At 66.1% G+C, this 20,800-nt stretch carries 25 protein-coding genes; 8 read left to right on the forward strand and 17 right to left on the reverse strand.

What is annotated here, in order from left to right:
* The 4 genes from C493_RS19745 to C493_RS19765 all read right to left on the reverse strand — a co-directional run.
* A partial coding sequence (locus C493_RS19745) for a glutamate--tRNA ligase family protein (protein ID WP_007261264.1) occupies window positions 1–785 on the reverse strand: 785 nt, incomplete at its 3' end.
* Between the two features lie 266 nt (window positions 786–1,051).
* Complete coding sequence (locus C493_RS19755) at window positions 1,052–1,297, reverse strand: hypothetical protein (RefSeq protein WP_007261266.1); 246 nt, start codon at window positions 1,295–1,297, stop codon at window positions 1,052–1,054.
* A gap of 210 nt (window positions 1,298–1,507) precedes the next feature.
* Window positions 1,508–2,557 carry a geranylfarnesyl diphosphate synthase gene (gene idsA3, locus C493_RS19760; protein WP_007261267.1) on the reverse strand — a complete coding sequence of 350 codons (1,050 nt, stop codon included), beginning with the start codon at window positions 2,555–2,557 and terminating at the stop codon, window positions 1,508–1,510.
* Window position 2,558: 1 nt separating this feature from the next.
* Window positions 2,559–3,911, reverse strand: coding sequence for a ribonuclease J (locus C493_RS19765; RefSeq protein WP_007261268.1), 1,353 nt, complete (start codon window positions 3,909–3,911; stop codon window positions 2,559–2,561).
* Between the two features lie 504 nt (window positions 3,912–4,415).
* Between C493_RS19765 and C493_RS19770 the strand changes: the two genes are divergently transcribed.
* Window positions 4,416–6,716, forward strand: coding sequence for an amino acid permease (locus C493_RS19770; RefSeq protein WP_007261269.1), 2,301 nt, complete (start codon window positions 4,416–4,418; stop codon window positions 6,714–6,716).
* 66 nt (window positions 6,717–6,782) lie between these two features.
* Here the strand turns inward: C493_RS19770 and C493_RS19775 are convergent, their stop codons facing one another.
* The 4 genes from C493_RS19775 to mvk form a co-directional block, all read right to left on the reverse strand.
* Window positions 6,783–7,223 (reverse strand): DUF7344 domain-containing protein, encoded by a 441-nt coding sequence (locus C493_RS19775; protein ID WP_007261270.1) that lies wholly within the window; start codon window positions 7,221–7,223, stop codon window positions 6,783–6,785.
* A 96-nt stretch (window positions 7,224–7,319) separates the two neighbouring features.
* The gene (locus C493_RS19780; RefSeq protein WP_007261271.1) at window positions 7,320–7,979 is read right to left on the reverse strand and encodes a helix-turn-helix domain-containing protein; all 660 of its coding nucleotides are present in this window, start codon (window positions 7,977–7,979) and stop codon (window positions 7,320–7,322) included.
* Between the two features lie 66 nt (window positions 7,980–8,045).
* Window positions 8,046–8,816: an isopentenyl phosphate kinase gene (locus C493_RS19785; RefSeq protein WP_007261272.1), complete on the reverse strand. Its 771-nt coding sequence runs from the start codon at window positions 8,814–8,816 to the stop codon at window positions 8,046–8,048.
* On the reverse strand, window positions 8,813–9,799 hold the full coding sequence (gene mvk, locus C493_RS19790) for a mevalonate kinase (RefSeq protein ID WP_007261273.1): 987 nt from the start codon (window positions 9,797–9,799) through the stop codon (window positions 8,813–8,815). Before mvk ends, C493_RS19785 begins: the two co-directional genes overlap by 4 nt.
* 154 nt (window positions 9,800–9,953) lie before the next feature.
* Here mvk and C493_RS19795 point away from each other — a divergent pair, with 154 nt between their 5' ends.
* From C493_RS19795 to C493_RS19820, 6 genes are all read left to right on the forward strand, one after another.
* Window positions 9,954–10,895, forward strand: coding sequence for a phosphate/phosphite/phosphonate ABC transporter substrate-binding protein (locus tag C493_RS19795; protein ID WP_007261274.1), 942 nt, complete (start codon window positions 9,954–9,956; stop codon window positions 10,893–10,895).
* A 27-nt stretch (window positions 10,896–10,922) separates the two neighbouring features.
* Entirely contained in the window at window positions 10,923–11,624 is a 702-nt protein-coding gene (locus C493_RS19800) for a phosphonate ABC transporter ATP-binding protein (protein ID WP_007261275.1), read from the forward strand.
* Entirely contained in the window at window positions 11,617–12,600 is a 984-nt protein-coding gene (phnE, locus tag C493_RS19805; protein ID WP_007261276.1) for a phosphonate ABC transporter, permease protein PhnE, read from the forward strand. The genes C493_RS19800 and phnE overlap by 8 nt, the downstream gene beginning before the upstream one ends.
* A gap of 73 nt (window positions 12,601–12,673) precedes the next feature.
* Window positions 12,674–13,603: a thiamine-phosphate synthase family protein gene (locus C493_RS19810; RefSeq protein WP_007261277.1), complete on the forward strand. Its 930-nt coding sequence runs from the start codon at window positions 12,674–12,676 to the stop codon at window positions 13,601–13,603.
* A gap of 176 nt (window positions 13,604–13,779) precedes the next feature.
* Window positions 13,780–14,991, forward strand: coding sequence for a DUF354 domain-containing protein (locus C493_RS19815; protein ID WP_007261278.1), 1,212 nt, complete (start codon window positions 13,780–13,782; stop codon window positions 14,989–14,991).
* Window positions 14,988–16,001 (forward strand): glycosyltransferase family 4 protein, encoded by a 1,014-nt coding sequence (locus C493_RS19820; RefSeq protein WP_007261279.1) that lies wholly within the window; start codon window positions 14,988–14,990, stop codon window positions 15,999–16,001. The genes C493_RS19815 and C493_RS19820 overlap by 4 nt, the downstream gene beginning before the upstream one ends.
* 2 nt (window positions 16,002–16,003) lie before the next feature.
* On the opposite strand, the gene C493_RS23165 is transcribed toward C493_RS19820, so the two are convergent.
* Window positions 16,004–16,165 (reverse strand): hypothetical protein, encoded by a 162-nt coding sequence (locus C493_RS23165; RefSeq protein ID WP_161606921.1) that lies wholly within the window; start codon window positions 16,163–16,165, stop codon window positions 16,004–16,006.
* A 69-nt stretch (window positions 16,166–16,234) separates the two neighbouring features.
* Between C493_RS23165 and C493_RS19825 the strand changes: the two genes are divergently transcribed.
* Window positions 16,235–16,729, forward strand: coding sequence for an outer membrane protein assembly factor BamB family protein (locus C493_RS19825; protein WP_007261280.1), 495 nt, complete (start codon window positions 16,235–16,237; stop codon window positions 16,727–16,729).
* A 32-nt stretch (window positions 16,730–16,761) separates the two neighbouring features.
* On the opposite strand, the gene C493_RS24100 is transcribed toward C493_RS19825, so the two are convergent.
* The 8 genes from C493_RS24100 to C493_RS19860 form a co-directional block, all read right to left on the reverse strand.
* Window positions 16,762–16,890, reverse strand: coding sequence for a hypothetical protein (locus C493_RS24100; RefSeq protein ID WP_007261281.1), 129 nt, complete (start codon window positions 16,888–16,890; stop codon window positions 16,762–16,764).
* 128 nt (window positions 16,891–17,018) lie between these two features.
* Complete coding sequence (rpsB, locus tag C493_RS19830) at window positions 17,019–17,825, reverse strand: 30S ribosomal protein S2 (RefSeq protein WP_007261282.1); 807 nt, start codon at window positions 17,823–17,825, stop codon at window positions 17,019–17,021.
* The gene (eno, locus tag C493_RS19835; protein ID WP_007261283.1) at window positions 17,822–19,027 is read right to left on the reverse strand and encodes a phosphopyruvate hydratase; all 1,206 of its coding nucleotides are present in this window, start codon (window positions 19,025–19,027) and stop codon (window positions 17,822–17,824) included. The genes rpsB and eno overlap by 4 nt, the downstream gene beginning before the upstream one ends.
* Window positions 19,024–19,200 carry a DNA-directed RNA polymerase subunit K gene (locus C493_RS19840; protein WP_007261284.1) on the reverse strand — a complete coding sequence of 59 codons (177 nt, stop codon included), beginning with the start codon at window positions 19,198–19,200 and terminating at the stop codon, window positions 19,024–19,026. The genes eno and C493_RS19840 overlap by 4 nt, the downstream gene beginning before the upstream one ends.
* Before the next feature lies 1 nt (window position 19,201).
* Window positions 19,202–19,396, reverse strand: coding sequence for a DNA-directed RNA polymerase subunit N (locus C493_RS19845; protein ID WP_007143648.1), 195 nt, complete (start codon window positions 19,394–19,396; stop codon window positions 19,202–19,204).
* Window positions 19,397–19,408: 12 nt separating this feature from the next.
* Window positions 19,409–19,807: a 30S ribosomal protein S9 gene (locus tag C493_RS19850; RefSeq protein WP_007261285.1), complete on the reverse strand. Its 399-nt coding sequence runs from the start codon at window positions 19,805–19,807 to the stop codon at window positions 19,409–19,411.
* On the reverse strand, window positions 19,801–20,250 hold the full coding sequence (locus C493_RS19855; RefSeq protein ID WP_007261286.1) for a 50S ribosomal protein L13: 450 nt from the start codon (window positions 20,248–20,250) through the stop codon (window positions 19,801–19,803). Before C493_RS19855 ends, C493_RS19850 begins: the two co-directional genes overlap by 7 nt.
* Complete coding sequence (locus tag C493_RS19860) at window positions 20,247–20,600, reverse strand: 50S ribosomal protein L18e (protein ID WP_007261287.1); 354 nt, start codon at window positions 20,598–20,600, stop codon at window positions 20,247–20,249. The genes C493_RS19855 and C493_RS19860 overlap by 4 nt, the downstream gene beginning before the upstream one ends.
* Window positions 20,601–20,800: the final 200 nt, after the last annotated feature.

The following is a 20,800-nucleotide window of genomic DNA, read 5'->3' on the forward strand; positions in this document are numbered from 1 at the left end:
ATCAGAGATGTGTATAAGAGACAGGTCTTCACCCGGAGGACCATCTCGCCGCTCTCGTACTCGCCGTCGACCATCGCCTCGAACTCCTCGCGGACGGTCTCGACGTCCTTGTCGCGGTGGGGACACGGCTCGCCGCTGTTCTTCAGCTCCGAGAACTCCTCGCCCGAACAGGAGCAGGTGTAGGCGCCGCCGAGGTCGATCAGTTCGCGGGCGTGATCGTAGTAGGTCTCGAGGCGGTCGCTGGCCCGATAGGTCGCGTCGGGCTCGAAGCCGAGATATTCGAGGTCCTCCAAGATGTCGTCGTAGGCCTCGAGGTCGGGGCGCTTCGTCTCGGGGTCGGTGTCGTCGAAGCGGACGCAGAACCAGCCGTCGTAGCGCTCCTTGTAGGTGCCGATGACGGCGGGCATTCGGGCGTGGCCGACGTGCCACGGGCCGTTGGGGTTGGGCGCGACGCGCATCCGGACCTCGTCGTAGTCGTCGGCGTGAGGGAGCGAAGGCAGATCGTGTTCGTCCTCCTCGTCTTCGGCCTCGATTTCGGCGAGTTCCTCGGGGGCCAGTTCCTCGAGCCGCTCGCGTTTTTCCTCGTAGGAGAGGTCGTTGACGCGGCCGATCACGCCGCCGGCGATGCCCGGTACCTCGTCGCCGTGCTGGCGAAAGTCGGGGTTGTCGCCCATCAGCGGCCCCATAATCGCGCCGACGTCGGCGTCGCTCTCGTGTTTGACGGCGTTCAACAGCGCGTGTTTCTCCGCCTCGCGCTCGATCCGCTCGCGTAACTCGTCGTCCATAGTCGTAGGGAACCGTATTCACGCCCCGCTCAAAACCTCGCCGGTGTACGCCGGACGAGTCGACTCTCGAGACGACGGCTCGAGGGGGTCGACCTACACCGACAGAATCCGGACCTCGACGGTGGCGACGTCGTCCGCGTCGCCCTGGATCGCCTGGCTGTACTGGACGCTCGCGTCCGGTTCGATCGTCTCGTCTGCGGAGAACTCCGACGGTTCGTCCTCATCGAGGAGCGTTTCGTCCGAGTCGTAGAACTCCGCTCCGATCGCTACTCAACCGTCTCTTCTCCCGTATTCGTGATCGTTCCCTCCAGGACCGCGGCGTTCGTTCCGAGGACCTCGTCGTTTTCCACCTCGTGGTCGTCCAGTTCGAGTTCGTCCTCGTACTCGTTCTCGACGACGTCGACCGTCGGTCCGCTGCTGCTACCGGTACAGCCGGCCAGCGCGGCGACGCCGACCGTTCCAGCAGCAGTCAACACCGAACGTCTCCGAATGAATGAGTTGCCCTCACTCATGCTCGAATCCCAATGGACACTATTATGAAATATCTTCTGATGTGAGAATATTGCCGCGAAATAATGGGTTTCGGTGTCGGATACCGTTTAATTTCAGTTCGTTTCGGGACCCAGGTGCGATTATTTGTCTCCGAGGTGATGGGAAATCGATTCGCCGACGCAGGCGAATCGAGCAACGGATCCGAAAACGCACCGACCGATACCGCCGTTCTAGTAGCCGCGCTCGATCAGGTAATCCGCCAGCTGACAGAGCAGTTCGCGGGCCTCGTTGTCGGGGAGGACCTCGAGTCGGTCTTTCCCCTGTTCGACGAGTTCGCGGGCCTTGTCGTTGGCGTAGTCGATCGAGCCGACCGCCTCGAGTTCGGCGAGGGCGTCGTCGATTTCGGCCTCGGTGACCGCGTCGACGTCATTCGTATCGACCAGATCGACGATATCGAGACCCTGCTCACGGGCGTGGACCGTAATCAGCGTCTGTTTGTTCTCGACGAGGTCGCTGCCGCGTTGTTTCCCGAGTTTCTCGCTCGGGACGGTCAGGTCGAGGACGTCGTCCTGGATCTGGAAGGCGCGGCCGATGTCGAGCCCATAGCCGTAGAGCGCTTCGACCGTCTCGTCGTTTGCACCCATCAGGATGGCGGGGAGACAGGCCGAGGCGGCGTACAACACCGCGGTTTTCTGCTCGACCATCTCGAGGTACTCCTCGGGGGTGACGCCGTCGCGCTCCTCGAAGGTGACGTCGAGCGATTGCCCCTCGCAGATCTTCGTACAGGTCGTCGCGAGGACGTCGAGCGCGTCGACCATCCGGTCGGCGTCAGCGCCGCTCTCGAGCATGATCTCGAACGCCTTCGAGTAGAGCGTGTCGCCCGCCAGAATCGCCGTCTCGAGGTCGTACTCCTTGTGGACGGCGGGGACCCCGCGACGGAGGTCGTCGTCGTCCATGATGTCGTCGTGGATCAGCGTAAACGACTGGATGACCTCGACGCTGATGGCAGCGTTCATCACGTCGATTTCGTCGCCCTCGAGCGTCGGGAACTGTCGGTAGTCCGTGCCCAGGGGGTCGACGTCAGCGAGCGCTTCGGCCGTTGCCAGCAGAACGGTCGGGCGGAGTCGCTTGCCGCCCGCGTCGAGCAGGTAGCGAGACGCCTCGTAGAGCCGTTCGGGCCGCTTGATCGGTAGCTCCTCCGGAATGGCGCCGTTGACGCGCTCGCGACGCTCTCGGACCGCCTCGAGTACCGCCTCCTCTCGTGCCTCGGGAGTTGTCATATCAGTCGACGAGTTGGATGAGGTTGCCGTTGCGCGAGACGTGGATGTCTCGGCCCATCTGGTACCCCTCGCTCTCACAGAGGTTGACGTAGCCCGACAGCCCCTTCAGATCCTGGTGAGCGGGGATGATGTTCTGGGGCTGCAGTGCGTCTAACATCTCGTAGTGGCCCTCCTGATTGAGGTGGCCGGAGACGTGGATGTCGTCGTAGACGCGGGCGCCTTGCATCCCGAGCAGTTTTTCGGCCTGGTAGCGCTGGCCCTCGTTGGTCGGTTCGGGGATGACGCGGGCCGAGAAGACGACTTTGTCGCCGTCGTCCAGTTCGTACGGCGTCTCGCCGCGAGCCATCCGGGTGAGCATCGCGCGTGGCTCGCCCTGGTGGCCGGTCACGACGGGCAGGTAGTTCTCCTTGCCCTCGTTCATGATCCGCTTGAACGTGCGGTCGACGGACTTGCGGTGGCCGAACATCCCCAGATCGTCGGGGAAGTCGACGAAGTCGAGTCGTTCGGCGGTGCCGGAGTACTTCTCCATCGACCGACCCAACAGGACGGGCTGGCGGCCGATGTCCTTCGCGAATTCGACGAGGCTCGTCACGCGCGAAATGTGACTCGAGAACGTCGTGGCGACGATGCCGCCGTCGTAGTCCTCCATGCTGTAGAGGACGTCCTTGAGGTGCTCGCGGGCGACGCTCTCGGAGGGCGTTCGGCCCTTCTTGTTCGCGTTCGTACAGTCCTCGATGTAACAGAGGACACCCTCGCCCTCGCGGCCGATCTCGCGGAAGCGCTCCATGTCGATGGGGTCGCCGAGCACCGGCGAGTGGTCCATGCGCTTGTCCAGTCCGTAGACGACTGCGCCTTCGGGCGTGTGCAGGACCGGGTTGATCGCGTCGATGATCGAGTGGGTGACGTTGACGAATTCGAGATCGACCGTACCGGAGTCGCCGATCGACATCGTTTCGCCGGCGTCCATCTTGACGAGGTCGTTTTCGACACCGAACTTCTGCTCGCCCTCGATCTGTTGTTTGACCAGTTCGATCGTAAAGGGCGTGGCGACGATGGGTGCGTCGTAGCGGTGGGCCAGTTTGGAGATGGCACCGATGTGGTCCAGGTGGCCGTGCGTTGGCACGATTGCCTGCACGTCACCCTCGAGGTCGCTCATGATCCGGTCGTCCGGAATTGCGCCCATGTCGATCAGATCGAGACTGTGCATCCGCTCGGTTTCGACGTTGTCGTGGATGAGAACCTGCGAGAGGTTCAGTCCCATGTCGAAGATGACGACGTCGTTACCGGCGCGGACGGCAGTCATCTGCCGTCCGACTTCTTCGTAGCCGCCGATTGTTGCGATTTCGATTTCCATAGTTCGTTGTACTGAAAGTCGCGTTGTGGACTCTCATCGAAACGGTCCGCGGACTCCCGGTTGTACGGCCCCGGCGTCTTACAGCGCGTCGGCCATCCCGCTATGCGCACGGGGGGACGGTCGTCCCCAGCCATCCACGTCGTCGTGGACGCCACACGCACTTGCCCGCGGGTTTCGCTACTGGCCCCTACACGCCGGGGTGTTAAAAACGCAGTGGGTTAGGCGGCGACGTCCGGGACCCCTTCGCCGTCCCGTGTTCGACCCCCGCAGCCGACGCGGCGGTGACGGCGCCGACGGCGACTCGAGCGGCGACCGGGCAAGCGATGCGAGCAGCCGATTCACGACAGTTTCGTGCCACTCGGTAGCACGAAAGTCGACCTAGTAGTGATCGAATGGGCTCTCGTTCAGAATATTTCTTGCCAGATTTTTATTTAGTATGGAGAAAGGGTACACTCGATTCCTGAATAGCAAGCTTTCTTAACTTCCGTCCGAAACCGGCGGGCAATGACGAAGGATCTCGAGCGCGACCTGGGGTTGTTCGCCGTAATCGCGATCAGCATGGGAGCGATGATCGGCAGCGGGATCTTCATCTTACCCGGCGTCGCCATGGCCGAGGCGGGGCCGGCCGTGATCCTGGCGTTCGTGATCGCGGCGATTCTCGTCGTTCCGGCGGCGCTGAGCATCGCCGAGTTGGGGACGGCGATGCCCGAGGCCGGCGGTGACTACGTCTTCATCGAACGGGGTCTCGGACCGTCGTTCGGGACCATCGCTGGACTCGGAACCTGGCTGATGTTGATGCTGAAGGGATCGCTCGCACTCTACGGCGGCATGTTCTACATCGACTTCGTTCGCGAACTCCCGACCTGGGATCTCGCGATCCCTGTCCTCGACGCGACGCTTCCGATCCCCGGCGTCCGGGCCCTCGGGATCACGTTCGCGATCATCTTCATCGCCATCAACCTGATCGGCGTCAAACAGACCGGGGGGATCCAGTCGATCATGGTCGTCGTCATGCTCGTGATCCTCGGTGTGTTCGTCGCCGCAACGATCGTGCAGGTCGACGGCGCGAACTACGACGGCTTCTTCGACGAGGGGATCGACGGAATTCTCACGGCGACCGCGCTCGTCCTCGTCTCGTACGCGGGGGTGACGAAGGTCGCCGCCGTCGCCGAGGAGATCGAAAACCCCGGCCGGAACCTGCCGCTGGGGCTCGCAATCTCGCTCGGCGTCACCGCGTTCCTGTACGCCTTGCTCGTGTTCGTTCTCGTCGGCGTCATCGAGGGAGACCAACTGGTCGGCACGGAAGAACCGATGGCCGAAGCGACCGAAATCCTGTTCGGCGGCGTCACTGTAGGCGGGATTCCGATCGGCGGATTCGCAGTCGGGGCGATCGTCCTCGCGGCTCTGCTGGCACTCGTCAGCACCGCCAACGCCGGCATTCTGACCGCCTCGAGGTACCCGCTCGCGCTCAGCCGCGACGATCTCTTCCTGAAGAAGTTCGAGTACATCCACCCGCGCTTTAACACGCCGACCGTCGCCATCCTCACCACCGGCGCGATCATCATCTTCATCGTCGCCACCCAGAACGTCGACGAGATCGCGAAAATGGCCGGCGCGTTCCAGATTCTCGTCTACATCCTCGTCTGTGGCGCCCTGATCGCCTTCCGCGAGCGCGACCTCGAGTGGTACAACCCCGACTTCCACACGCCGGGCTATCCCTGGGTCCAGCTGTTCGGGATCGTCTCGGGAATCTTCATCATCACGCAGATGGAGACGCGGGAGATCGTCGGCTCGATCGCCATCGTGATCTTCGGCTTCCTCTGGTTCAAGTGGTACGCCGAGGACAACATCGACCGCGAAGGCGTCGCGAAGGGCCTCGCACGCCGGGAAGCCGGGAAACAGTTCGTCCAGGACACCGAAGAAGCCCTGCAGGACGACGACCGCTACGAAGTCCTCATCCCGATCCGCCAGGACGTCACCCGCGAACAGGAAGACGCCCTGATCCAGATGGCCGCCCCGATCGTCAGCCGCCGCGGCGGGCGAATCCGCGTCGTCAGATTCGACGAAGTACCCGATCAGGTGCCACTCGACACCGCCGCCGAAGACGTCTCAGAGGCCGACCTCGAGTTCGAAGAGCGCACCGACGAACTCGTTCGCTACCTCGAGGTGCCCGTCGAGGTCGGCGAGATCGTCAGCCACGATACGCGCCACGCGGTCGTCAACTTCGCCGAGCGAACCGGCGCCGACCTCATCCTGGCGCGCCAGGAGGCGACCAGCCGGCTCGGCACCCTGTTCGGGCGCGACACCGACTGGATCATGGACCACGCCCCCTGCGACGTGGTCTTCGTCCAGCACGAGCAGCGAGTCACCGTCGAAGAGATCGCCATCGTCACCGACCGAAGCCCGTTCAACGACCCGCTCAAGGTCGAACTCGCGGACGCGATGGCCCACGTCCTCGACGCTCGCGTCCGGTTCCTCTACGCGGTCGGCGAAGACGAGCCCGACGAACTCGTCGAAACGATCGAGGACTACCACGACGAACTCGACGACCTCGTCGACGTGCCCGTCGAGTCGACGATCATCCGCACCGACGACTCGGTCGAAGGGCTCTCTCGGGAACTCGAGTCGGCCGACGTCGTCATGCTCAGTACGATGACCCACCGACGGCTCCCCGATCTGGTCATCGAACAGCGCTCCGATCGCCTCGCCGCGGCCATCGAACAACCCGTCTTGCTGGTCCACTCCAAGCAGAGCCGTCGCGGGACGTTCCTCCGGCCCATCGTCGAGCGCGTGCTGTTCGACTGAGCGACGCGAGACGACGGCGACGGCAACGGCGCCGAGTTCGTCGCGACGGGACGCGGTCGCCGCCGGTCAGCACGACGCGCCGTCCGGCTCGCCCGCGACCGTCTGCAGTAAGTCGGCGGCGAGGTCGCCGTTGTCGCCCGATGTAACCGTCCTCGACTGCAGGTCGTACTCGATCACGTCGACGCTCGCGAGTTTCGGCAAGTGGTGGTGATGCAGCGCCGTCTCGAGGGGGGCGGACTCGAGTGCAGTCCGTTCGCGGTCGCGGTTCCAGTTCGAGACTGACGGATCGTCGAGCGACGGCGCGTTCTCGGTTCCGTTTGCTGTCGACGAGCCTCCCGAGAGCCGGTCGACGTCGTCAACGTCCTCGCACACCGCACACAGTGACTCGACGTCCGTCGGGTCGGTTCCGTCGTGCTCGACGACCTGCACGACGGCTCGCCGGATCGGGTGCGACAGCGCCTGAAAGAGATTCCCCAGCTGATCGCACTCGCGACGATTTCCGTCCATCATAAATCGTGTTTGAGGTGTACACAAATCGGGGTCAGGGTAGTAATAACAACCAGTTTAAGTAGGCCGGGTGGCGGCGGCGAGACGGGCATCCGATCAGGTCCAGGTCCCCGGGTCGAGCAGCGCACCTCGCAAGACCTTGTCCGCGCCGCGTCGCACCCGCTTCGAGGCCGCTTGCTGAGAGATGCCGAGCTCGTCGGCGATCTGAGAGAGATCCGTCTCTCGAGGGACCGCGAAATAGCCCCACCGGACCGCGAGCACGATCGCTTCGCGCTGTTCCGGCGTGAGGTCGAAGACGCGTCCGGCGCGGGAGGCCTCCGAGAGCGCGTGAACCCGCTCGATGTCGATATCGATACCGCGCTCGGTACAGTAATCGTAAAACTGCCCGAGCAGGTGGCGGTCGGAGAACCGGACGCGAAAGTGCCAGCCGTCGTCCGCCGTCATCGCTTCTAGCACGACGGCCTCGGTATCGGCGAGCCCCTGCAGGAGGCTATCGACGTCGGTGCCCCACGCGGTGCGATACAGCGCCGTGTCATCGATCCGATCGAGTTGCGTGATGCTCTCGACGGACGGATCCGAGAGCACGTTTCGTTCGAACCCCTCGAACCCGTCGCCGGTCGCCCAGAAGTACGGCACGAGTCGCGGCCCCGTCGGAATGATCGCCTCGAGTTCGATCTGCATGTCCTCGGCCGTCGAGAGGGCCGAGCCGAAGACGAACTCCTCCGTCGAGAGGCTGAATTCGGCAACGATGCTCATAGGTGGTCTGTCTACACCACTCCGCTTTATCCTACGCCAAGAAAGGCCATGTGACCAGCGAGGCGATTAGTCGATCGTCGTCCCGACCGTCTCGCCCTCGAGAAACGCCGCCAGCTCCTCGAGGCCGAAGATCGACGCCTCGGCGTCTAACTCGAGTAAGGCCCGCACTTTCGCGGCCATCCCGCCCGTCACGTCGGTCGATTCGCTGGCCCCCAGTACCGATTCGACCGCGTCGTAGTCCGTGATCCGCTCGATCACCGCGTCCTCGTCGTCGAGGACGCCCGGGACCGTCGAGCAGAGGCCGATGCGGTCGGCCTCGAGGTCGCGAGCCAGCGACGCCACCAGTTCGTCGCCGCTGACGACGGTCGCGCCGTCGGTGTCGTCGCCGCCGGTTCCACCGCCGGCGGCCGCGTTGGCGAGCATATCGCCGTGGAGGACGGGCACGAATCCGTCTGCGAGCAGCGTCTCGATCTGGCCCGTCGGCAAGACGAGGTCGCCCTCGGCATCGCGGTGAGCCGTCGAGAACGGGTGAACCGGCACCGCGTCGACGTCGCGCTCGAGCAACCGACCGAGGACGAACTGATTCAGCGTCTTCATCGCGCCGTGGACGTCGAGCGCGGCGGCGGCGTCGCGGGTGCCCTCGGTCGTCGTGATCCCGTGTTCGCTGGCGTTGTGGTGGCCGAAGCTCCCGCCGCCGTGGACGATCACCAGCCGTTCGCCGCCCTCGCCGAGTGCTGTCGCCACGGCGTCGGCGGCCCGCTCGAGGGCGTCGCCGTCGAGCGTCTCGGGGCGGTCCTTGTCGGTGATGACGCTGCCGCCGAGTTTCAGGACGATCATTCGAGTCGCTCCACCCCCGTCTCGGCGAGCGCGGCGCGGAAGGCGTCCTCGCAGCCGGGCGTGTACGACAGCGCGGTCTCGGTCTCGTCCGTCGGATCCAGCGCGACGATACAGCCGCCCCCGCCGGCGCCCGTCAGCTTCGCGCCGTGGGCGCCGGCGTCGCGAGCCGCCCAGACCATCGAATCGAGCGAGCGCGAGGAGACGCCGAGCGCCGAGAGCAGCCCGTGGTTGAAGTCCATCAGGCGACCGAGTTCCTCGACGTCGCCGTCGGCGAGCGCTTGCTCGCCGTTGCGGACGACGTCGCCGATCGCATCGACCGTGTCGGCCGCGAAACCGTACTCGTCGCGGAGTTCGCGGACGCCCGCGACGAGTTTCCCCGTGTCGCCGGCGCCGCCGTCGAAGCCGACGACGATCGGGAGGTCGGGCGCCTCGAGCGAACGGCAGTCCTCGCCCTCGACGCGGACGGCGCCGCCGGTCGCCGAACAGAAGGTGTCGGCCCGGGAGGCCTGTCCGCTCTGGACCTCGTGTTCGGTCCGATAGGCCCGATCGGCGAGTTCGTCGGTCTCGAGCGTCGTGCCCAGTTCTCGCGTTCCGGCGTCGATCGCGGCGACGGCGACGGCCGCCGACGACCCTAACCCTGCGCCCAGCGGGATGTCGCTCTCGATGGTCACGTCGAAGCCGACGTCGCCCTCGTCGGTCACGTCCCGCACTTGCTCGATCGCGCTGTCGATGTAACCCATCGCCGCGTTGAGCAGCGACTCGGAGGCGTCGATGTCGGGACGGTCGTTCGCGCCGCCGGCGTATTCGACGGTGAAGCCGTCGAGGCTCAAATCTTCCGCGTGGATCCGTAGCTTGTTGTCCGATCGTTGCTCGACGCCGACCCGCGCCCGTCGCTCGATCGCACACGGAACCGCGGGCTCGCCGTAGACCACCGCGTGCTCCCCGAACAGATACACCTTGCCGGGAGCGCTCGAAACTGCCATGCCCGGCCGTTTGCACGACGACGGTTAATAGCTATCTTCTCGCGTCGGTCGACGCGGGAGCCGGGGCGATTCCCGGGAACGCGTTCTTGACAGTCCGCTGAAGGGGCACGGTGATATTCGTGAGTGTTATGCTCGGGTGGTTCCCAGCGGGGCTATGAACCGGAGAGCGTACCTCGGTGCGATAGCGGGGACCGCCACGGCCGCGACCGCCGGCTGTCTGGGCGATTTCGGACGCAGCGACATCGATCCCGACGAGTATCCCGTCGCCGCGTGGGCCGACGGCGAGATCGAGTTCGGACTGCCGCCGTTCCAGAACGAGACCGAGCTCGAGGAGCAGTACGCGGGGACCTTCGAGTGGATCGCGGACGGCTTCGACGAACTCGAGGGCGTCGAGGGGGTGCCGACGACCGACTACAGCGGCGTCGTCGAGAGCGTCGTCCACGGCCACACGGAACTGGCGAACCTCTCGCCGTTTATCTTCGTGCTCGCCCAAGAAGACGACGCCCACCCGCTGGCGATCAACTGGTCCCACGGCTCCGACTCCTATCACACGTACATCGCGACGCGAGCCGAGACCGACATCGAGACGCTCGACGACCTCGAGGGAGCGGAGATCGCGATGGTCGACCCGATGTCCGCAAGCGGCGGCATGTTCCCCCGCCACCGGCTCTCGCAGGAGGGGTTCCACGTCGGCGATATCGAAACCGAACCCGAAGACTTCGACATCCACTGGGCCGGCAGCCACGACTCCGCCCTGCGAGTGCTCGAGGAGGGCCACGTGGACGCCGCGGCCTACGGCGACTTCGAGCACCCGGACGACGATGACGAGATCGTCAAGATCGCCGAGAGCGATCCGATCCCGTTCGACGTGATCGTCGCGAAGCCGGAGACACCCGAGGACGTGCGAGAGGCCCTTGCCGAACGTATCGTCGACACGCCCGAGGATGCCCTCTCGGACCACCGCGTCGACGAGTACGGCGAGTTCGATCCCGACCTCTACGACCACGTCCGCGACATCGCCGACGAGATGGGCGTCGATATCGAGACGCTCGACGAGGCCGAGGGCGACGATGGAGACGGAGACGACGAGGAGTAATCGAACTCCCCGCCACCCACGACCCCGATGTTCACCGTCACCGACCTCGAGAAACGATACGGCGACGAGACGGCGATAACGGACGTCTCGTTCTCGCTCGAGCCCGGCTCGCTCGCGGTGCTGGTCGGTCGCTCCGGCGCCGGCAAGACGACCCTACTTCGATGCCTGAACGACCTCGAGCAATCAGACGGGGGGTCGATCCGGTTCGACGGTGAGCCCCTCGACGCGACCGACGTCGCGCTCGTCTTTCAGGCGGGCGCACTGCTCGACGGCAAGTCCGCCCTCGAGAACGTCCTCGACGGCGGGCTCGCCCGCGAACCGCTCTGGCGGGAACTGGTCGGCTGGCACGCCCCGGCCGAGAAACGCGCGGCGATCGAGCGGCTGCACGCCGTCGATCTGGACGGGTACGCGACCCGCCGCGTCGGCGACCTCTCGGGCGGCGAGCGCCAGCGCGTCGGCGTCGCCCGCGCGCTCCACCAGGAGCCGCGCGTCCTCCTGGCCGACGAGCCGGTCGCCTCGCTCGATCCCGCGACCGCTCGGCACGTCCTGGATCGGCTCGCGGCGGTCGTCCGCCGAGAGGGGGTGATCGGCCTCGTCAGCCTTCATCAGCCTCGGCTGGCCGACGCGGTCGCAGACAGATTCCTGGGGCTCGCGGAGGGGCGTCTCACCCTCGACGCACCGGCCGACGACGTCGATCCCGACCGTATCGCGGAGGTGTACCGTGACTGACTCCGCGGACGAACGTACCGACGCCGATCGAGCCGAGAGTCGAGGCGCCGCCACGGCGGCGAACGCGTCGGAAGCGAAATCACGACCGGGCCCGCGATCGAAACCGACCCCCGACCGCGGATCGGACGGCGACGCCGCGGTCGGCGAGGAGTTCGACCGCGTTCAGGCGCACCTGCGCCGCCGGCTCGCGATCCGAATCGGCGCGTTCGCCGTCGCGCTCGCGCTCGTCACGGGCGCCGCGCGGTGGATCGGACTCGACGTCGCCTACCTTTACGCCCACCGCGAGAACCTGCGAGCCGTCCTGCTCGAGGAGATGCTGGCGCCCGCCGAGCTCTGGGCGCAGCTCCAGGCCGACGGGCCGTCGCTGGCGACGGCAACCGTCGAGACGCTGGCCATCGCGACCGTCGGAACGGCCGTCGGGCTCCCGATCGCGATCTGTCTCGGGATCCTCGGCGCGAGCAACGTGACGCCGCGGCTCGTTCACGCGCCCGTTCGGCTCCTGCTGGGCGGCGTCCGCGCCGTCCCGAGCATGGTGTACGCGCTGTTGTTCGTCGTCCTCGCCGGGCTCGGCCCCGTCGCCGGCGCGCTCGCGATCGCGATGGGAACAGTCGGCGACCTCGGACGCCTCTTCGCCGATGAGATGGAGGAGATCGACCGCGCGCCCGTCGAAGCCGTCGCCTCGAGCGGGGCGGGCCTGCTCGCGACGACGACGGCCGCTCGACTCCCGCAGGTGACGACCGCCTACGTCGCCTGGACGCTGTTCTACCTCGAGATCAACGCGCGAAAGAGTTCGGTGCTCGGCATCGTCGGCGCCGGCGGGATCGGCTACCCGCTGTTCATGTCCTTCAACGCGCGCAACTACACGGGCGTCATGGCGGCGGTCGTCGCCATCCTCGTCCTCGTCGTGAGCGTCGAACTCGTCGCGAACCGGCTGCGTGACGCCCTCGACGCGGAGCGGCGGGCCGACCGGGGGTGAATCCGTCCCGCGACGTCGAGGCGACGACCGCTGTAGTCGGATTTATGCCCGTGTCATCACAATCCGGTCGTATATGTCTCTCGTCCTCCCGAGCGAACTCGTCGTCGACCGCTTTCTCCCCACGGTGCGGGCGATGCTGGCGACCCGACTGGCCGACCGCGGCCTGACCCAACAGGAAATCGCGGCCGAACTGGGCGTTACGCAGGCCGCCGTCAGCAAGTACGTCGCCGGCGAGAGCGGCGGTGACGACCGCTTTCGCGACCATCCCGAGACCGTCGACACGGTCGAGCGCATCGCCGACGGACTCGCCGACGGCGAGATGGACGGCTACGACGCGCTGGCGGAACTCCTCGCGTTGATCCGCACGCTCGAGGACCGCGGCCCGATCTGCGAACTCCACGAGGAGGAGATGCCCGCGCTGCGGGGGCTCGGCTGTGACCTCTGCGTTCGCGGCCTCGACGCCGACGTTCGCGCCGAACGCGACGCGCTCGCAAACGTCCGAACGGCCGCGCGGACGCTCGCGTCGACGCCCGGCATGGCGGCGCTGATCCCGAACGTCGGAACGAACATCGGCATGGCGCTCCCCGAAGCGCGCGACGAGACCGACGTCGCGGCGATTCCCGGCCGCATCTACGCGATGAGCGGCCGGATCGAGATTCCCGCAAATCCGGAGTTCGGCGCGTCGAAACACGTCGCAACCGCAGTTCTCGCCGCGCTGGATACCGATCCCGACGTCCGCGGCGCGCTCAACGTCGCGACGGACGACGACGTTCTCGCGGCGGCCGCTGAGCTGGGGTACGAGCCGCTCGAGTTCGACGCGGCGTACGAAGACCGGGGCGAACACCTCCGGGAACGGTTCGGGGAGCGGGGGGCGGTCCCTCGAGTCGCCTACCACCGCGGCGCGTTCGGAATCGAGCCGGCGACGTTCGTGTTCGGGACGACGGCGGCGGACGCGGTCGAGTTGCTCGGCGAACTGTTCGACCAGGCGAGCGGGAGTCGGTAGCGGCGTCAGTCGACCCGTCGTCGCGGCGGCGTGAGGGTCGTCGAGCGATCCGCGTTCCGAGTTACAGTCGTTTCACGACCGTTTCACGTCGCCGTCGACCGTTTCAACGCGCGCGACTATTCTATCGAGTGGGTAGTAACGGACGCTGCTCGAGACGGACGAACCGAGTACGAGCGATGGACATCGTGATCACGATACAGCACGCGGCGAACGTTCACTTCTTCAAGCACGTCGTGGCGGAACTCGAGTCGGCGGGCCACGACGTGTTCGTGTTCGCCCGGGAAAAGGGGGTCGTGGGGGCGTTGCTCGACGCATACGAGATCGACCACGAGATGCTCTGCGGGGAGCCGCGGGGATGGTTCGGCCTCGGTCTGACGCAGGTGCGTTACGAACTTCGGCTCCTCCGACGAGCGCGCGCGATCGACCCGGACTACATCCTGACCAGCCACGGCATCGCCGCGACCCACGTCGGGAAACTGATCGGCGCCGAGAGCCACGTCTACGTCGACACCGAGACGGCGATCAACGGCGGAAACCGACTCACCATCCCGTTTACCGACGTCCTCTACACGCCCGATAGCTTCCGCGAGACGTACGACGACGAGCACGTCAGCTATCCCGGCTACCACGAACTGGCGTACCTGCATCCGGATCGATTCGAACCCGATCCGGAACGGCTTCGCGAGAACGGAATCGACCCCGACGAGCGGTACGCCGTCCTCCGCTTCGGCGCGTGGAACGGTAACCACGACATCGGCAAAGCGGGGATTTCCCCCGACGGCCGAGACGAAATCGTCGACGACCTCGCCGCCGACGGCCGCGTCTTCGTCGCCGACGAGGGCGACGGCCCGCTGCCGACCGGCGCTGAACCGCTGCCCGTCCCGCCGGCCGACTTCCACCACCTGCTCGCGTTCGCCGACCTCGTCGTCGGCGAGGTCGCGACGACGACGCTCGAGGCCGGCCTTCTCGGCACGCCGACCGTCCGGATCAGCCCCTTCGCGGGCGATTCGGAGATGGGGAAGTTCCGAGAGCTCGCGGCGTACGACCTCGTCCGATCGTTTCACACGGAGCGCGAAACGGCAGCGATCCGCGAGCTGACGCGCCTCTATCGCGATCCGACCGCCGCGTCGGACTGGGCGGAGCGACGCGAGGCCTTCCTCGCGACGAAAATCGACGTCACGCAGTACGTCCTCAGCCAGTTCCTCGAGGACGTCTCCGAGCCGGTGCCGGACGACCGCGAGTGCGAGTCTGGAGCGAACGCGCCGAGCACCGATCCGCCCTCCGATTCCGACGCGGATGCCGTCTCACGAGCGCGTCTCGAGACCGACTCGAGTTTCGGCCTCGATTCGTCCCCGGATAGCCGTCCGTCCGACCCCTCCCGCCCATGATACGCGTCCTGAGTCTCACCACGACCGCCTGGCGAAGCTTCTACCAGTCCCAGCGACGCGCGCTCGAGTCGGCCGGCATCGAGGTGACGACGCTCCCGGTGCCGGGCGAACACCGGGCGGTCGACGACGAGGTACGCCAGCGGACGGGCGCCGAGTACGCCCGGTACCTCCCGCAGGTGCTTCGGGAGGCGCGCGGCGAGTACGACTTGATTCACGCCAACTACGGGCTGACAGTCCCGTTTGCGGTGGCTGCCTCGGCGTTCCCGGGCGTCGGACGGACGAACCGGACGCGCCGAGCGAGCGGCGATCCGCCCGTCGTCTGCACCCTCTGGGGCGGCGAGTACCGCGCCAACCCCTACGAACCCCTGATCAGGCGCGCCGTCGCCCGCACCGACCGCGTGATCGTCCCCTCGAACGCGATGGCCGAACGCGTCGACCGTCCCTGCGACGTGATTCCGTTCCCCGTCGACACCGACGCGTTTCGACCGACGTCGAAATCGGCGGCCCGCGAACGCGTCGGCTGGGACGACGACCGGCGGATCGTCCTCTTTCCCTACCCGCCCTCGCGCGACGAGAAGAACTACCCGCTCGCCGAGCGCGTGGTCGACGGCGCGGCGAAGGCGCTCGAGCGCAGCCCCGACTGCGACGTCGGTGCCGACGACGTCGTCCTCGAGACGGTCGCCAACCGGCCGTACGAGGAGATGCCGGCCTACCTGAACGCCGCGGACGCGGTCTTGGTCACCTCGCGCTTCGAGAGCGGTCCGATGACCGTCAAGGAGGCCGCCGCGTGCAACACGCCGGTCGTCGCGCGCGACGTCGGCTTCGCCCGGGAGGTGCTCGGCGACGTCTCGAACTCCGCGGTAACGCTGGGCGAAAGAAACCTGGTGTCCGAGTTGGCGAGCGTCCTCGAGTCCGGCGCCCCCGCGGACGGACGGGAACAACTCGCCGCGTACACGGTCGAGACGATGGGCGAACGGCTTCGGAGCGTGTACGAATCGGTCCTCGAGTAGCGTTAGCGTATCAGAGACAGTCCCAGCGGAACCAACAGCAGGCTACCGAGCAACGCCAGCGAGTCGGGGTCGATTCGGTGGGCGATCACCCAGCCGCCGACCGCACCGACGGCGGCCGGAACCGTCGTCACCGTCACTCGAGCAGCCGATCGTGAGGGGGTCACCGATCCCGTTCCGAAATCCGAACCGCTCGTCCTGTTGTTTACATAGTATTCCGACGGAAACCGGTCCGAATGGCCGAACGGGAACCGACGGATCGACGGAAGACGACGCGGCGACGAGTGCTCGGAACCGGTGCTGGCATCTGTGCAGCGACGCTTGCAGGGTGTCGGACGTGGGTTACCGCGATCGAGGTCGCCTCGGGAGACCCACTCTGGACGATCGAGACGGAAGCGAGAATCGACTCGAGTCCCGCCATCCGCGGCGAGTACGTCTATCTCGCCGACAGAACGCGGCTGATCGCCGTCGACGACGACAGCGGAACCGTCGTCTGGGAAGCGACGGCGGACATCCCGGGCGATTTCCGCGGCGTCGTCGCCGACGAGAGTTGCTACGCCACCGTCGAATCCGGCGTCTGTGCCTTCGACGCGGACACCGGCGACTGCGAGTGGTCGTACGCGCTAATGGACGACGATGAAATACATCTGTGGACGGCCCCGACGGTTTCCGGCGGCGCAGTGTGCGTTCCCGCTGACGCAGCAGTGCACGCGATAGCGGACGCCCGATAGCGTCGTGAGGGGGGCCACTCGAGAGCCCGCTCCTAGAAGCCGACGAGAACGCGGTACGGAACGCCAACCGCAAAGAGCGCGATCAACGTCCCCGTCGCGAGCGCGACCGGTAGCGGGATCTTCTCCCGCTCGAAGTGAAACAGCGAATCGATCGGATTCATACGCCCTCGTTGCGCCGGCGGTCACGTAACTCTGTTGTTCAGTGCCGTCGACTCGAGCGGCGTCGCCGCTCCGGCTACTCGGATATCGTCGAGAAAACGAAACAGAACAACGTAACAGTTCGAACCGATCAGACGCCGCTCTCGAAGTCCTCGAGCGAGTAGGACGGCTCGGCGCCGCGGCGGTCGAGGACCTCGTTTGCGAGCAGCCAGTAGACGACCGAGAGGGCCTTGCGACCCTTGTTGTTCGTCGGGACGACGAGGTCGACGTTGCTGACCTGGTTGTTCGAGTCACACATCGCGATGACCGGGATGCCCACCGTGATGGCCTCCTTGACGGCCTGGGCGTCGCCGATCGGGTCGGTGACGACGACGACGTCGGGTTCGATGTAGCCGTCGTACTTCGGGTTCGTCAGCGTCCCCGGGATGAAGCGGCCGGTGCGGGCGCGGGCGCCCACGGCTTCGGCGAACTTCTCGGCCGGGAAGCGACCGTACTGGCGCGAGGACGTGACCAGGATCTGTTCGGGGTCGTAGTTCGAGAGGAAGTCCGCGGCCGTGCGGATGCGGCCGTCGGTCTTCGAGACGTCCAGCACGTAGAGCCCGTCGGTCCGGACGCGGTGGATGAACCGCTCCATGTCGTTGGTCTTTTGCTGGGTCCCGATGTGGACGCCGGCGCCGAGGTAGTCCTCGACGGGGATGAGGAGGTCGGCCTCCTCGTCGCTCATGACGTCGTCGTCGAGCGTTGGGCCCGTATCTTCCTCGGGTTCTGGTTCTGCGTCGGCCTCGGCCTCAGCGGCCTCGGCGTCTACGGACTGTTCGTCTGCCGGCTCGACGTCCTCCTCGGGATCGGCGGCGGGGCCTGGCCCTTCGGCCGGCTCCTCGTCGATCTCGTCTTCGGCGGCGTCGAGCCCTTCCTGGGATGCGTTGTCGTCTGTCATGTCGCGTCGTCTGCGATTCTGATGAGCTCGTTGAGCTTGGCGGTTCGCTCGCCGCCGACGGCGCCCGTCTTGATGTAGGGGGCGTCCGTCGCCACGGCGAGGTGTGCGATGGTCGCGTCCTCGGTCTCGCCCGAGCGGTGGGAGATGACCGAGTCGTAGCCGTTTTCGGTCGCGAGTTCGATCGCGTCGAAGGCGTCGGTCAGCGTCCCGATCTGGTTGGGCTTGATCAGGATGCTGTTCGCTGCGCCCTGCTCGATGCCATCGGAGAGGCGATCCGTGTTCGTCACGAACAGGTCGTCGCCACAGATCAGCGTCCGGTCGCCGACCTCGTCGGTGAGTTCGGCGAACGCCTCGTAATCGTTCTCGTCGAGGGGATCCTCGACGTAGACGAGGTCGTACTCGCTGACCAGATCGGCGATGTACTCGATCTGCTCGTCCGTGTCGCGACTCGTGTCGCTGTACTCGTAGGCGCCGGAATCGGCGTCGTACAGCTCCGCGCCGGCGACGTCGAGTCCGAATTTCACTTCGAAGCCGACCTCATCTTCGACTCGCGAGACCGCCTCGTCGACGATCTCGAACGCCTCGCTGTCGTCGATCGAGGGCGCCCACGCGCCCTCATCACCTTTGCCACACGGCACGTCGCGTTCCTCGAGGAGGTCAGCGACGGCGGCGTGGGCGGCGGCGTTGGCGAAGACGGCATCCTCGACGTTTGGCGCGCCGACCGGTGCGACGAGGAACTCCTGTATGTCGGTCGCGTCGGCGGCGTGTTCGCCGCCGCCGACGACGTTCCCGAGCGGAATCGGGAAGTTCTCGCCGCGGAACGCGCCGCCCAGATGCTGGAACAGCGGAGCACCGAGGACGTCGGCGCCGGCTTTCGCGGCGGCCATCGAGATGGCGACCGCGCTGTTGGCACCGATCTCGGAGAAGTCGTCCGTGCCGTCGGCGGCGCGGAGGATCGAGTCGACCTCTCGCTGGTTGCCGGCGTAGGCCTCACCGACGAGTCGGGGCACGGCGTGTTCGCGGGCCGCGGCGATCGCCTCGCTCGGCGGTCGCTCGACAGCCTCGTACTCGCCCGTGCTGGCGCCACTCGGTGCGGCACCGCGGCCGAAGCCGCCGCTTTCGGTGACGACATCGGCCTCGACCGTCGGGTTTCCGCGCGAATCGAGAATCCGTCGGAGTCGAACGTCGGTGATCAGCGTCATTTGTTCCCTCGCTTGACCGTGAACGGAAGCGCTCCGGCGTCGTACTCCTCGGCAGCGATGAGGATCGGCTGGGACTGATCCGTCTCGACCAGCACTGGTGCGCCGTAAGACACCTGCAGCGCTCGAGCGCCGAGGATTCGGGCCTTCTCGTAGCGGTTGTGTTGTTGTTGCATGTTACTGGTATGGGGAGACGACGTCGACCAGGTCGGTGTGACTCACGAGCATGCGCCGACAGCAGTAGCGGTCAACGCCGAGATCGTCGAGGACCTCCTGTGGGTCCTCGTCGCCCTCGTTGGCTCGTTCGTCGAACTCCTCCCAGTGTTCGCCGACGACGTTACCACAGGTGAAACACCGGACCGGTACCATCATGCGTGGATCACCTTAGCGGTAGGACTTCTGGTAGCGAGCCCGAGCGCCCGGGCCGCCCCACTTCTTCGGTTCGGACTGCCGGACGTCGTTGACCAGCAGCGAGCGGTCGAACTCCATGTACGCGTCGCGAAGCTCCGCGTCGTTGGTGTGCTGGACGATGCCGCGTGCGATCGCGGTGCGGACGGCGTCGGCCTGTCCGCTGATTCCGCCACCTTCGACGCGGACGTTGATGTCCATCTCGCTGCGCAGGTCCTCGCCGGCGATGCGGAACGGCTCGAGCATCTTGAGCCGGGCCATCTCCGGTTCGACCAGTTCGACTGGTTTGGAGTTGATGCGGACGCGTCCCTCGCCCTCGTTGACGGTCGCGCGGGCGACGGCGGTCTTTTTCTTTCCACTCGTGTTCGTTACCATGTGACGTTAGCACCGAGTTGATCGGACACTTCGCCCAGGTGGACGAAGCGGATGTTCGAAAGTCGGTCCAGCGACGTTCCCTCGAGGACTTCGGCCTCGCGGTCGTCGTCGTCCTCGTAGGGGTTGCCGACGTAGACGCGGACGTTGTCGAACGCCTCGCGGCCGCGTGGCTTCTTGTAGGGCAGCATGCCCCGGATGGATCGCTTGAAGATCGTGTCGGGTCGCTTCGGGTAGTAGGGACCGCGGTCGGACCCCAGCTCGAGTCGCTTGCGGTACGTGCTGAAGACGTCTTCCTTGTCGCCGGTGATGACGGCGTCTTCGGCGTTGACCACGGCGACGCGCTCGCCGTCGAGGGAACGCTGGGCGACTTCGCTGGCGACGCGACCGAGGATACAGTCACGGGCGTCGACGACGACGTCCGCGTCGAATTCTGCGATACTCATCGGATCACCCGTACGTCGGAACCCTCGGGGTTTGCTTCGAGCGCCTGCTCGAGCGGTACTGATTCGCCGACCTGTTCGATCTTCGTCTCCGCCGAAGACGAGAAGTCGACGGCGGCGACGGTAACGTTTTTCTGTAAGGCGCCGGAGCCCAGCACTTTGCCGGGAACGACGACAGTCTCTTCTTCGCGTGCGTATCGCTCGATACGGCCCAGGTTGACCTCGGCGTGGGTACGCCGGGGCTTCTCGAGTCGATCCGCGACGTCTCGCCAGACGTCGGCGTCCGTCTCGCGGGACGTCGACTTCAACTCGGCGATGAGATCGTTGAGCCTCGGATTGGTTTTGCTACTCATTGTGTCCTCCAAATACGGTAAACGACGGGACGAGGATCTGTCCCGCCGACGTGGAATCGATAGTCGATATCGTTTCGCGTCGTCCGGAGCGTCCGACTCGAGTCGACCGTCCACCGCGGACGGACGGCTCGTCGGTATCGATCCGTCGACGAGTGAGAAGTGGATGCAGGGAGCAGGATTCGAACCCGCGGGAGACGTTC

Origin of the sequence: Natronolimnohabitans innermongolicus JCM 12255 (assembly GCF_000337215.1) — an archaeon.
GTDB classification, from domain to species: Archaea; Halobacteriota; Halobacteria; order Halobacteriales; family Natrialbaceae; genus Natronolimnohabitans; species Natronolimnohabitans innermongolicus.